The 12793-nt window shown below is 62.0% G+C and carries 8 protein-coding genes and 1 pseudogene; 8 read left to right on the top strand and 1 reads right to left on the bottom strand.

Annotation, left to right across the window (positions count from 1 at the left end):
* Positions 1-758: 758 nt before the first annotated feature.
* From ACSKT0_RS09130 to ACSKT0_RS09095, 8 genes and pseudogenes are all read left to right on the top strand, one after another.
* Complete coding sequence (locus ACSKT0_RS09130; protein ID WP_437773437.1) at positions 759-5603, top strand: NAD-glutamate dehydrogenase; 4845 nt, start codon at positions 759-761, stop codon at positions 5601-5603.
* Positions 5604-5616: 13 nt separating this feature from the next.
* Positions 5617-5988 (top strand): annotated as a pseudogene (locus ACSKT0_RS09125) (SRPBCC family protein); the annotation flags it as partial.
* A gap of 33 nt (positions 5989-6021) precedes the next feature.
* Positions 6022-6270: a hypothetical protein gene (locus tag ACSKT0_RS09120; RefSeq protein WP_437774115.1), complete on the top strand. Its 249-nt coding sequence runs from the start codon at positions 6022-6024 to the stop codon at positions 6268-6270.
* Positions 6271-6395: 125 nt separating this feature from the next.
* Positions 6396-7289 carry an oxygenase MpaB family protein gene (locus ACSKT0_RS09115; protein WP_437773436.1) on the top strand — a complete coding sequence of 298 codons (894 nt, stop codon included), beginning with the start codon at positions 6396-6398 and terminating at the stop codon, positions 7287-7289.
* Entirely contained in the window at positions 7276-7761 is a 486-nt protein-coding gene (locus ACSKT0_RS09110; RefSeq protein WP_437773435.1) for a hypothetical protein, read from the top strand. The genes ACSKT0_RS09115 and ACSKT0_RS09110 overlap by 14 nt, the downstream gene beginning before the upstream one ends.
* A 58-nt stretch (positions 7762-7819) precedes the next feature.
* Positions 7820-8326, top strand: a complete 507-nt coding sequence (locus ACSKT0_RS09105) for a hypothetical protein (protein ID WP_437773434.1) — start codon at positions 7820-7822, stop codon at positions 8324-8326.
* Between the two features lie 81 nt (positions 8327-8407).
* Complete coding sequence (locus ACSKT0_RS09100) at positions 8408-8662, top strand: DUF6545 domain-containing protein (RefSeq protein ID WP_437773433.1); 255 nt, start codon at positions 8408-8410, stop codon at positions 8660-8662.
* Positions 8663-8987: 325 nt separating this feature from the next.
* Positions 8988-10025: a DUF4192 domain-containing protein gene (locus ACSKT0_RS09095; RefSeq protein ID WP_437773432.1), complete on the top strand. Its 1038-nt coding sequence runs from the start codon at positions 8988-8990 to the stop codon at positions 10023-10025.
* 770 nt (positions 10026-10795) lie between these two features.
* Here the strand turns inward: ACSKT0_RS09095 and ACSKT0_RS09090 are convergent.
* Positions 10796-12739: an FAD-binding monooxygenase gene (locus tag ACSKT0_RS09090; protein ID WP_437773431.1), complete on the bottom strand. Its 1944-nt coding sequence runs from the start codon at positions 12737-12739 to the stop codon at positions 10796-10798.
* Between the last annotated feature and the right edge of the window lie 54 nt (positions 12740-12793).

Here is a 12793-nt window from a genome sequence, read left to right as displayed (position 1 = left end):
TGCAGGGCTCGCCGGAGTCCAGTGCAGTCGAGATGCGGCGAGCTCCATCACCGTTGCACGGCCCGGGAATCGGCATCAACACGCCGGGGGCCTTGGTCGCTAGTCTTACCTTGCTTCCGGCTGACCATTGTTGTCCGTGTCCGATATTCGGATCAATTCTAAGGACGTTTTCCTTTAGCTGGCTGCGCTAAAAAGGCTGATCAAATAGCAATTGATAAAATCCTTTACTATTATTGCACACCTTACACTCGGGTTGCGCGGTGTGCAAGCGGCGTGAGAGGCATCGCGAGGCTGCCGCAGATCTCCGCCGCCGGGCGCGAACCCGACCAGGTGCTGCTCTTAGCGCAAACACGCACATACACCGCCGCCCCTGCCGGAGCGGGACGATCGTTCTCAGGAATGAATGCAGTAGTGGCAATACGGCCAGAAGTTCGGTAGCTGGATGGCTGACTTCAAAATGAAAGTGTCGGCCTCTGTGTGGTTTCGGGCGTAGTCACTCGAGACCGGCGTGCTCCCATGTCTCTGTCGACAGAACCATCCCGGTACCCCCGTCGGTGGATCCGTCCAGCGCTGGGCGTTCATTACATCAACCCCCAGCTCGGGCCAGTACGAGCACTATGCCAACACCTTCATCCCCGCCTCGGTCGGTTGCTCCTATGGACGCAACAGGGAGATCAAGACATCATGAAATCAGGCGTGAGGATCCCACCTGTTGAGACGAATATGAAGGCGATCCCAGGCGTTGGAGGCGTTAGAGCATGCGGGGTAAATCTGAGTCAACGGAGCACTCGGCGTCGTGTGGTCCGGCCCAAGTGGACGATCAGTTCCTCTTGGATTATTACGAACACGTGGATCCGGAGGAGCTCCGATCCTATGCTGGTGAGACTTTGGAGCGTCGAGCTCGGCACCATCTTGCGCTCGCCTCGGTGCTGCCCCCTGGAACCTCAAGGGTGGAGGTTCTCAACGAACCACATGCCAGCGTGGTATTCGTAGTGGCCGACGGCGCATTGCATGTAGTTCACGCTGTGACCGCGGAGTTAACCCGCGGAGGAGCGCCGGTCCGGCTGCTCGTTCATCCCTCGTTTCAGGTCCTTCGGGATCCCATAACCCATGAGTTACTCCAGCTCCGCCGCGCTCCTCAGCGAGCGGGGCTCGCCTTCGGCCGACCGGAATGCGGCGCCACCACGGAGACCTGGGTTGCGGTTGAAATTGGCAGGCTGCCGACATCCGCGAATGCCAAAGACGTCATCGCGAATATCGAAGGAGTTCTTGCCGATGTCCTCTCAGTTGCAGAGGACTCCCCTGCCCTGAAGGAACAAGTGGCTGCGGCCGTCGACTCTCTAGGCGCCTTCCCGCGCGGTTGCGTGCCGTCAGCCGAAGAGCTCGGTGAGCTTCTCGGGTGGCTCAACAAGGGAAACTTCATTGTCCTGGGCTACTGCGAATATGGTTTGACCGCAGCGCGGGATGGGCCGGCTCTGCGATTGCGCCCGGGATCTGTCTTGGGCCTTTTGCGTAGGCAAAATCCCCCGCCTGACTTCGAAGAGCCTGCGTTGAAGGGCTCACAGGCACTCGCGCTATATATTTCCGCCCTCCGTTCCCCGGTGCCGGAACCCTCTTACCTGGGCGAAATCCGTCTCCCGACGTTCAGCGCTTCCGGGGTCGTCAATGGGGAACGCAGGTTTGTGGGCGTCTTCGCGCAGGAAACAGCGGATCAGTCGGTACACCACATTCCCGTGATCCGGGACAAGGCTGCCAGCGTCCGTGACCGGCTCGGTTTCGCCACTGGGTCAAGTCAAGAAAAGAAACTGCTGGCCGCCCTGGATTCGTTCCCTCTCGAGGAGCTGTTCGACATTGAGGAAGACGAACTGACACGGGTGGCGGCCGACGTCCTGCGGGTCCACGAAAGCCATCAGTCAAGACTGCTCGTACGCTTCGACAACTATGCCCCTTTCATGACTGCCCTGATGTTCATTCCGCGCAGTCGCTACAATACCGCGGTGCGGCTCAAGATTGAACAGGCGCTCAAAGATACCTTGAAGGCCTCATCGCTTGAGTCCGAAATCCGCCTCACTGAATCGCACATGGCGCGCATCTTCTTCCGCATCCTGCTGGCCGCCGGCGCAAAACCAGAGTCCATAGACCCAACTGCATTGGAGCGGACACTCATAAATGCCACACGGACATGGGCCGAGGGACTCGACGAAGCCCTCCGCGAGCGCATGCCCTCCGAACAAGCAACAAGGCTGTCCGCACTCTGGAACGATGCCTTCCCTGCCAGCTACCGGGCAGATTTCGAGATCGAAGATGCTATTGAAGACATCGAGAGGTTTGAACAATACGATCTCGACGGCACCGGCGGCCGCCCGCTGAACGACCCCATACTGGCCGTCCACACCCCAGCTGGCGCCACCCACGCCGAAATGGAGGGTACACGGATCCGTCTCTATCTCACCGGCGCCCGAAGCCTCACACAGATCCTGCCCTTCCTCCACAACCTGGGCCTCAAGGTACTCAACCAGCGCCCCTTCGAGGTCCTCCGCGGCAACAGCCTGCCGTTGTTCCTCTACGACTTGGGCGTGACGTACCCAGCAGGCGTGGATCCCGCTCGAACCAGTTCCCTGCTCGCCGACGCGTTCGGCGCAGCCATGCGCGGGGACACCGAATCGGACCGCTTCGATGCTCTGGTCCTGCAGGAATGCACGGAGTGGCGACAAGTGGCGATCCTACGGGCGTATACCAAGTACCTGCAGCAACTCGGAACCACCAACTCGTACGACTTCATCGCGGACTCGCTCCTGGCCAGTGCGGCGGCGACCGAGGCGCTGCTGGGGCTGTTCCGCGCCCGCTTCCATCCAGGGCTGGGCATCGCCCAGCGGCTCCGAGACACCAGAGCCGCCCGCACAGCGGTAGCCGAGGCGATCGATTCCGTCGCGTCCCTGGATGCTGACCGTCTGCTGCGAACCTTCCTGAACCTCATCGAGGCGACAACCAGGACCAACTTCTACCGCAACCGACCGTACCTGAGCTTTAAGCTCCAGCCCTTCCGTCTTCCCGGCGCTCCGTACCCACGTCCGCAGTTCGAGATCTGGGTCTATTCCCCCAGGGTTGAGGGCGTGCACCTTCGCTTCGGGCCGGTTGCGCGCGGGGGCCTGAGGTGGTCGGACCGGCGTGAGGATTTCCGTACCGAAGTCCTCGGGCTCGCCAAGGTCCAGATCGTGAAGAATTCCGTGATCGTCCCGACCGGCGCAAAGGGCGGCTTCTACGCGAAGCACCTGCCTGATCCCATAGCGGAACGCGCCGCATGGCTCGCGGAAGGCATCGAGAGCTACAAGGACTTCCTCCGCGGGCTCCTCGATGTCACAGACAACCTTGCCCCGCCTGACGTCGACGCGTCCCCGGGCGTTCGTGGTGCCCGGGGCCCGGTAGGACGGGTTGTCCCTCCTCCGAACGTTGTTCGGCATGATGACGACGACTACTACCTCGTCGTCGCCGCCGACAAAGGCACCGCGGCGTTCTCAGACATCGCCAACGAGGTGGCCAAGGAGTATGGCTTCTGGCTGGGCGACGCGTTCGCGTCGGGTGGCTCCGTGGGCTACGACCACAAACAGATGGGCATCACTGCCCGGGGCGCCTGGGAATCCGCGAAGCAACACTTCAGCGAACTCGGGATCGATTCCCGGACCGAAGACTTCACGGCGGTCGGGATCGGGGACATGAGCGGGGACGTGTTCGGCAACGGCATGCTGTTCTCGGACCACATCCGGCTCGTAGCCGCCTTCGATCACCGGCACATCTTCCTGGACCCCGCCCCCGACCCAACATCGTCCCTCGAGGAACGCCGCCGCCTCTTCAACATGCCCCGTTCGTCCTGGGCCGACTACAACCCCGGGTTGATCAGCCCCGGCGGTGGCGTGCACCCGCGCACTGCGAAGTCGATCCCTATCAGCCCGCAGGTGCGTTCGGCCCTGGGTCTGTCGCCGACGACGGCGATGTCCCCTCCCGAGATTATCCAGGCGATCCTGCGAGCCCCGGTGGACCTCATGTACAACGGCGGGATCGGAACCTACGTCAAGGCCTCCGCGGAATCCAACACCGAGGTGGGCGACAAAGCCAACGACGGTATCAGGATCAACGGCAACGAACTCCGGGCACGGACCGTGGTCGAAGGCGGCAACCTCGGGATGACCCAACGAGGACGGGTGGAAGCTGCCCTAAATGGCGTCTTGCTGAACACCGACGCCATCGACAACTCCGCCGGCGTTGACTGCTCCGACCACGAGGTCAACATCAAAATCTTCATCGACCGCATGATTGCGGCAGGCACAATGGCAGCCAGCGAACGCGCCGACTTCTTGCACTCGCTCAGTAACGACGTGGCACGCTTGGTGCTGAAAAACAGCCGCGACCAGAACGCCCTGCTCGTCAACGACCGTGCTCTTGTCCTCATCTGGAGCCCAGGCTTCGAACGGACCATGGACTGGCTGGAGAAAGCCACCGAGCTGGACCGGCGTCGCGAGGAGTTGCCCACCACGGCCGAGTTGCATGAACGGCTGCAGGCCGGCAAGGGGCTCACTTCCCCCGAGCTGTCCGTGCTGGCGGCCTACGCCAAGATCGCGCTGACCAAGGAGCTGAACGACAGCGATGTGGCCGATGATCCGTGGTTCGACCGGGTCCTTCGCGGCTACTTCCCGCACCAGATCGTGGACCGCTTCGGAGCCGAGCTCCAGACGCACCCCCTGCGCCGGCAGATCATTTGCACTGTGCTCGCCAACGACATCATCGACCTCGGAGGAATCACCTTCGCCTTCCGGGCTATCGAGGAAACCACCGGGAGCGCGGCCGCTCTCGCAAGGGCCTTCGTGGCGGTGCGTGAGGCCTTTAGCCTCTACTGGATGCCGGACTGGATGGCCGGGCTGCCGCCCGCCGTTCGCGCCGAGCATGCTGCGGAACTCGCTCTGTATGTGCGGAGGATGTTGGACCGCGCAACGCGCTGGTATATGACCCATGATCATCGGGACCAGCCAGTAGAACAGGCCCTCAGAAGGATCATGCCAGCCATGAGCCTCCGGGGGAACCGGTCACTGGTGTATCTGCGTGGAGACGACATCGACCTTGGACATGACCTGCTGACACGCTGGGAGGCCATTGGTATTTCGCCGGACATTGCGCGGCGCGCGTTTGAGGTCGTCCTGAGTTTCACTTTGTTGGATATCTCGCTCATCGCAGAGCAGACCGATGAACCCATGGAGCACATAGCCGACCTCTACTCAACCGCATTCCAGCGCATCGGTGCCCTGAAGTTGTTTCTGAAGATCACCGACCTTCCCCGGCGGAACCGATGGGAAACTCTTGCCAGAGCGGCCCTCCGCGACGATGTCTATTCCGCCGTGGCCGACATGACCATCTCAGTTCTCAAGACGACACCCAGCAACACTCACTCGCGAGCCGACTCCACAGACCGGATCGTCGAGTGGGAACGCGGACACCAAGTGCAGCTGGCACAGATCAAGGACACCATCGCCGAAGTCACTCAGCCCGGTCCTGTGGACATTTACTCGATCTCCGTCGCACTCAAACAGTTGAGGACCATCGTCCGGCGCTAGAACTCGGGTCAAAATGCACATGTGCGACTTCCTATCGGGATTACCTTGCCGGGATCCTGGGCTGTGTCCGGACACGAGTTTCAAACGGCAACGGATTAGATCCAGACTGAGACCTTCAACCCGGAATGAGAAATTGCATGGGTGGCAAAATGACTACATGACCCCGCGCCTTTTCGACCTCCGTTCCACTTGGCACCTCCCAGCCGCACCAGAAGACGTTTGGGCGATTATCGCGGATATCGACATGAGCTGGCCTCAGTGGTGGCCGCACTGTAGCTTCGCCGCGCCGCTGGTTCGCACCAGGCCAGAAGCGACTCTCAGGAAGACATCCTCAAAGCAACAACAGCCCATCTCAACTTCAAGGCGTCCCTGGGACACCCTGACGATCAGCGTCCGCCCAACGAAAGTCGTCACACCAATGGAGATCGAGTTCGAGGCTGCCGGTCACCTCGAAGGCACCGGACGGGTCACCATCACCACCGGGTCGCACCGCGAAGAGACGTGCCTAGACATCGAATGGCGGGTGCGCCCAACCCAGCGTTGGATGCACTTTCTCACCCCGATCGCAGCCCCTGCATTCAAAGCAGCCCACTCCCTCACGATGTGCCAGGGAGAATTGGGGTTAGTCAAAGCGCTGACCGGCGGGGCACCCACAACCAAACAGTAGACCCGTCTACATGCTAACTAGCCACATGAAACCAACAGTTCTAACATGGAATAGGTCAGCCAAGCTGGGGAGCTGTGATCCCCCGGTTTCGGCCGCAGATTCAGGGCAACGGGAACGGGGGCACCATGGACATCAACCCCGCTCTCGTCGCGAGCCTCCATAACCAAGAAGCCACCGCACCCGATTGTTGGCAGGCCACGTTCCGCCAAATGGCTCTCTTCGATCTCGCCACGGACATGGAACTCGGGTTCTTCCTGTCGTACTACCGCAATTTCGCTATCCCCGGTATCGCCGCGACCCTCCACGCCAATGCTGAAATCCAGCAGCGCCCCATGAAACGCTCGTACGACACCGCAATCGTCATCTACGAGCTCATCGCCACAGGCCTGGACAGCGACCGCGGCCAGCACATGATCGAATTACTAAACCGCGTCCACCGAAACGTCCCAGGAAGCAAGGACGACTTCCTCTACGTCCTCCTCACACTGCTGGTCGTACCGATCCGCTGGATCCAGAAACACGCCTGGCGCCAACCCACAACAGGTGAGCTAACGGCCGCCTCACGATTCTTCACGGAACTAGGCACCCGCATGAACATCACTGCCATGCCCGCCACCTACGCGGAAGCCGAAGCCTTCTTCGACCGCTACGAGACCACCCACGTCGCGCCATCTACCCAGGGCCAACACCTGATGGACGCCACCATCCAGGTTTTCCAAAGCCGCTTACCGGCCCCGCTGCGTCCCCTGGCAAGCAAGATCATCAGCACCATGCTCGACGACGACCGCCTCACCGACGCGCTCGGCCTCCCCCGAGCCAGCCGGATCTCACGTGCCGCCCTCAAAACCGGACTAACCGTCCGCAACGCAATCACCCGCAGTCGTCCGCTGCAAAAAAAGCCGCATTTCACCCCCGGCGACGCAGGCTCGAGCCTGTACCCCGGAGGGTATTCCCTGGACCATATCGGCCCGGTCAACGTTCCGCGCTCCCCAGCTCCCACCGGCAATGAACTACCGTGACGCCAGGAAACTAGCCCGGAAAGTCGAGCACAGGTTCGGCCTGCCCGGCGACGCCACACTCCGCTTCATCCACGAGAAACTCGAAGCACAACGAGGCAGAACCATCACGGTCGCCGAGGTTCCCGGCCTCTCGGGAACGGAGCTGTGCGGCCTCTGGCTAATCTGCGCGGACCGGGACATCGTCCTCCATGCGCCGGTCAAATCCAACTGGCACCGGCAACAGATCATCCTCCACGAGTTCAGCCACATGATCCTCGGGCACGATCTTCACAGCCAAAGCAATGAATCGGTCAATAGTCTCCTGCCCGATCTCGACGGTGAACAAGTCCTCCGCGCCCTCGCCCGCAGCAGTTACACCGATGACTCGGAACTCACCGCCGAAGCTCTCGCCGACCAACTCGCAACACGGATCATCAACAGCGAAGTCGGCGCCCCACCTGAACCCCTGGCCTTCCGAAAGGTGTTCGGCTGATGGAGTTCGTCCCCCAGCCACTCTCTGGGTACTCACCGTTCTCCGGCTACTGGCCGCGTTGGATCCGCACAGCGGCAGCGTCTTCCGTGCGACGATTCTTGCCGCAGTAGCCTGCACCCTATATTTCCCCGCCGTCTACTACGCCGCGGATCCTCTGCTCGGCGGCCATAACCACGTCGGGCTGGCCACTCTCCTGTCTCTGCTTCTGGGGTTCTGGCAGTTTCGAACGGCGATCTTGCTGGCCGCTGTGGCGGATGTTGGAGTACGACGGCGGCAACTCGCCTTGGGCCGGTGGACTGCGGTGGCCGCCTGTTCAGCAGCGACGGCGGGATTTCTCACGAACCGCGTAGACACCACCGACCCGAACCTGCCTCTGAGCTACGGGGACCAGCCCGGCATCGCCGTGTTCCTCTGGACCGGCTCGGCGTTCATCATGTGGATCTACCTCGATATCGCACGCGTGTGCCACAACAATATTCCGCTCATGCAGGCCCCGGCATTCCGCTCGGCATTCACGCTCATCACCATGTTCTACTGGGCGGGCGAAACCTTCGCGGTACTGTAGGTCAGCCTCGGGCTGCTTCTCCCCCGGGTATCAGCCCCACTCAAACATGGCACCTTCGCACTCCTTGCGCGGCTGTTGCTCATGGAAGTCAGGCCGATCTGGAACCGCGTCGCCTCCAGCCACCACGAACTGATCCTCGAGAGGCGACGCGCCAGCTGGCTCATCGTCCTCAGCCGGCACGCCGAAACACACCTGCACCGCCGCCTCGTCGACATACGCGATTGCGAGATGGCCAGCACCACCGCAGACGGTCGCCTCGAAGCCCACGACCGGTCCGTCGTCGAACGCGCCGAGCTCGCCCTCGAAATGCGCTCCGGCGCACGGCTCACACGGTAGATTCCTCGTCGAAGTTACAAGACGCCCCGGCGTCATGCCGCGCCGCAACAACCCAGTCATGAATAGGCAGAAGAATCTTCGCTGTTTGTCATTCTGATACTCGATCTTCGCTGGGCGGGTCCTCCGCGCAACCAGGGCGCTATGCGCCGCTCGCAGCCCAAAAGTTCGTTCGGCGCTCCGCTTATTTCCTCGCCAACTTTTGGGTTGCTCCCGGTTCCCCAAATTGCGCTCCGGTCCCTCATGCCCAGCACTGGATCCTCTATCAGAACGACGCCGAGCACTAACGCAGACTGCCGGCATCGGCCGTCATTCAAGGAGAGGGACCATGGAAACGCTCACCATCAAAACACCGGCCGATGTCCTCAGTTTTATCGGCCACACCCTGGGCTTTTGGCCTCAGGAAAGCCTCGTTTGCATCACTTTGGACACCAATCACATCGGCGTAACGCTCCGCGTGGACCTTCCGAAGCACGACGGCGGCGAACGCGCCTATGCGCGAACAGTCGCCGGCTATCTCGCCAACGACACGAATGCCACCAGTGCTTTGTTTGCCGTCTATACGTCGGACGCTCCAGCGTCCGGTCAGGACAAACCACATGCTGCAGTCATCGCCGCCCTGACGGGGGCACTAGCCGAGCGGCACATCACCGTCCGGGACGGCCTCCTTGTCAGCGACCAGACAGTCTCTCCGTACGACGGCGACCCCAACTTAGAATGCGCCCTGCCCCTGTCTATGATCGACTCCAGCGAAATCAACGCCGAACTTGTTTTCCGCGGAAGCGTGGTCGCACCAACCGGCCGAATCGCGCTGCCCGCGTCAACAAAAGAGACGACTACATTCGACGCCGTCGAGGCTCACGTCGCATCGATTCGGCAATGCCACGACCACAGCGCAATCGAGAAGGCGCGCGTGCTGTGGGCAGGCATCCTCGAAGCCAAAACCTACCCGAGCGACGATCAAGTCACGGCTTTGATCGCAAACTTCCAGTTCGCGGCCATCCGCGACCAACTGATGGCAGACATCCCGGGCGTCGACGGCCCAATGGAACAGATCCTCCTGGCACAAACCCTCTGCAAGCCCCAGTGGGCCCGCGTCGAATGGGCCCAACAAATACTGCTCCATTCGTACACGCACAGCGCCACTAAACACTCAGCGCCTCTCCTCACGGCCATCGGCTACATCAACTGGTGGGAAGGCCGAGGCAGCAAAGCCCACCAGTTCCTCCAACTCGCTTTGGAGGCAGACCCCGGGTACCGACTGGCCAAACTCAGCGACCAACTCCTCGGCTACGGAATGCTCGCCGGCTGGAACATGGACAAAGACACGGCATACCGAAGGCGGGGGCTTGGAACGCCGGATTGACGAAGGCTGGGGGTCGCCATTCGGACCTGTTCAAGGCGTCCTACGAAGAGCAATGGCTTGAGAGGAGAGAACGCCCTCCTTGAAGTTGCCCGCATCGATCTCTCACCGTCGTTTTTCGCTTTTCAGATCCGCGGCGGTCGCGCAAAGCCTCCGAAACCTCGGAGTCGGGGTGGAACGCCACCTGGCCGTCGTCGAGGTGGCCGCGGTTCCGGGCCATCCGCAGGGCCGCGGTGCTCGGCCATGGCCCAGCCGATGACCATCCCGGAGAAGAGATCGATGACCGTGGCCAGGTAGAGCCAGCTCTCTACCGGCCAATCTAGATACGCGAAGCAACCTGGAATGTTCAGCCGGGGCAGTTCTATCAGTCGCATGGATCGCCGTGGACGACTTATTAGACGCGGTCAGTGGTGCGCGTTCCGACGGGTGTTGCAAGCTGACCGCCTCTGCGAGGACGGTGAAGTCGCCGAGCGGCGCGGCCAACCTAAATAAGACAGGAGGCCTCGATCCGTAGGTGGCCAGATCAAAACTGAGATAGGACATGAATGTCCGTTTGCAACAGGGTTGTCAGTCGTGACCTGGGGATTAACGGGTTCGATGAGACGAATAAGGGAGTTGGGTGTCTCATCCAACCCGTCAATTCCGTAGGGCTCAGTGACCTGCGACAATCCAGTTGTTGCCGGGGTGCCCGATAGAAGATCTTTTACCGGCCGCTCCAATTCTCGCACTGGGACAATTTTCGGCCCTCCGTGAGCTCAAGGCGAGGATTCGCCCTAGATCTGGGCGAAGTTGCTGATGCGGGTGGATTCTTCGACACGCGTTGGCAGGAGGGGCGCGAAGAACGCGGCGAGTTCCGCCGTCGCGGTCAAGGGCAGCACGTTCGCCACGTACTGGTCCGGCCGTACCACCACCACGACGCCGCCGCGGTCGAGGCCGCGTAGCTCGAAGATGTCTGCCGAAGGATCGGTGCCGTAGACGTTCTCGAGGTACGTGAGCTTGAACGGTCCGACCTGCGGCTTGAATGCCTCCGGTACGGCCCCGATGTCGACGCTCGTGTGCTCCTGCTGGTAGATCACCTTCACGTCGAACCACGCGTCACGATCAGCGCCCGACGGCGTTGCGGCCAGCGGCGAGTCCGGCGAGTTCGCGATCCACTCGGCAAAGTCGACGACCGGCGACGTTCCCACTTTTGCTGTCCCGGCAGCTTCGCTTGCGTCCGCGAAGACGTAGATGCGCCACCGTCCGTCCGCCTTGGCCTGGTGACCGAGTTGCACCGGGTTGGTGTCGCAGACGCGCACCACCGGAGCGGACTTGAAGCGCTTGCCGATGGTGAATCCCGTGGCCAGGCCTTGGTGCGTGGGCTCGGCGATGAGCGGCGAGGGGGCGTAGTGGGTCATGAAACCGGCAGGGAACTCTGCCGTGCTCACATAGAAGTTCTCGAGCTCAGTGGGATCCTCGAATTCCTCGGGCTTCTTCGCCATGAGCGTGGACCACTCTTTGTCGAAGTCGATGAGGTTCTTGGCAACAACTTGGCGCTCGGCGGAATACGTGGACAGGAGGCTCTCCGGGCTGCGGCCTTCGAGCACGTGACCGAGTTTCCACGCCAGGTTGAAACCGTCCTGCATGGAGACGTTCATGCCCTGGCCGGCCTTCGCGCTGTGGGTGTGGCAGGCGTCGCCTGTAATGAACACACGCGGTGTGCGGGTGCCGCGCTCGTCCGGAAGGACGTCGTCGAACCTGTCCGTGAGGCGGTGGCCCACTTCGTACACGCTGTGCCAGGCGACGTTGCGGACATCGAGGGTGTACGGGTGGAGGATTTCGTTCGCCTTGGCGATGATCTCCTCGATAGTGGTGTTGCGCACCGAGCGGTTGTCGTTCCGGTCCACCTCGCCGAGGTCGACGTACATGCGGAAGAGATGGCCGCCTTCGCGCGGAATGAGCAGGATGCTGCCGCCGGTGCCGGACTGGATGGCGCACTTCGTGCGGATGTCAGGGAAGTCCGTGACGGCAAGGACGTCCATGACGCCCCAGGCGTGGTTGGCTTGGTCGCCGGCGAGCGTGCAGCCGATCGACTCCCGCACCTTGCTTCGCGCGCCATCCGCCCCCACGACGTACTTGGCCCGGACAATGCGCTCCTGGCCCTGGTTGGGTCCGGCGGTGTGGAGGAGAGTGACGGTGACGGGGTAGTCGCCGTCGGCGGTCACCTCGAGGCCGCGGAACTCATATCCGTAATCGGGAGTCATCCGCGTGGGGGAGTTCGCCATGAACTCGGCGAAGTAGTCCAGCACTCGCGCCTGGTTGACGATGAGGTGCGGGAATTCGCTGATGTCCCCTGTCGGATCGTCGAGGGCGCGGGCGGTCCGGATGATGCGCGACGGGTCCGCGGGGTCCGGTTTCCAGAACGCCATCTCGGTGATCCGGTACGCCTCGGCGATGATCCGCTCGGCGAATCCGAAGGCTTGGAAGGTCTCAACGCTCCGGGCCTGGATGCCGTCGGCCTGTCCGATCGCGAGCCTCCCGGGGCGGCGCTCCACGATCCGGGTTGTGACGCCCGGGAACTGGGACAACTGCGCGGCGGCCAGCATGCCGGCGGGTCCGCTGCCCACGATGAGCACGTCGACCTCGTCGGGAAGGTCGGCGGGCCTGTCGATGCCGACGCCGGCGGCCGCTTGGACCCGCGGGTCGCCGGACACATAACCGTGGTGGTGGAACTGCATGGGCTTTCCTCACTTCATTGTGCGGTGGTTCTGGCCACCTCAGGTGTTCGATAT

It is taken from the genome of Arthrobacter sp. KNU40, assembly GCF_051515115.1.
In the GTDB taxonomy this organism is placed as follows: Bacteria; Actinomycetota; Actinomycetes; order Actinomycetales; family Micrococcaceae; genus Arthrobacter.
This window is presented reverse-complemented; position numbering and strand designations above follow the sequence as displayed.

Excerpts from the sequence above, each read along its gene's own strand:
- ACSKT0_RS09115 (WP_437773436.1), top strand. The coding sequence starts at position 6,396 with ATGGACATCAACCCCGCTCTCGTCGCGAGCCTCCATAACCAAGAAGCC.
- ACSKT0_RS09100 (WP_437773433.1), top strand. The coding sequence starts at position 8,408 with ATGGAAGTCAGGCCGATCTGGAACCGCGTCGCCTCCAGCCACCACGAA.
- ACSKT0_RS09130 (WP_437773437.1), top strand. The coding sequence starts at position 759 with ATGCGGGGTAAATCTGAGTCAACGGAGCACTCGGCGTCGTGTGGTCCG.
- ACSKT0_RS09090 (WP_437773431.1), bottom strand. The coding sequence starts at position 12,739 with ATGCAGTTCCACCACCACGGTTATGTGTCCGGCGACCCGCGGGTCCAA.
- ACSKT0_RS09110 (WP_437773435.1), top strand. The coding sequence starts at position 7,276 with ATGAACTACCGTGACGCCAGGAAACTAGCCCGGAAAGTCGAGCACAGG.
- ACSKT0_RS09120 (WP_437774115.1), top strand. The coding sequence starts at position 6,022 with ATGGAGATCGAGTTCGAGGCTGCCGGTCACCTCGAAGGCACCGGACGG.
- ACSKT0_RS09095 (WP_437773432.1), top strand. The coding sequence starts at position 8,988 with ATGGAAACGCTCACCATCAAAACACCGGCCGATGTCCTCAGTTTTATC.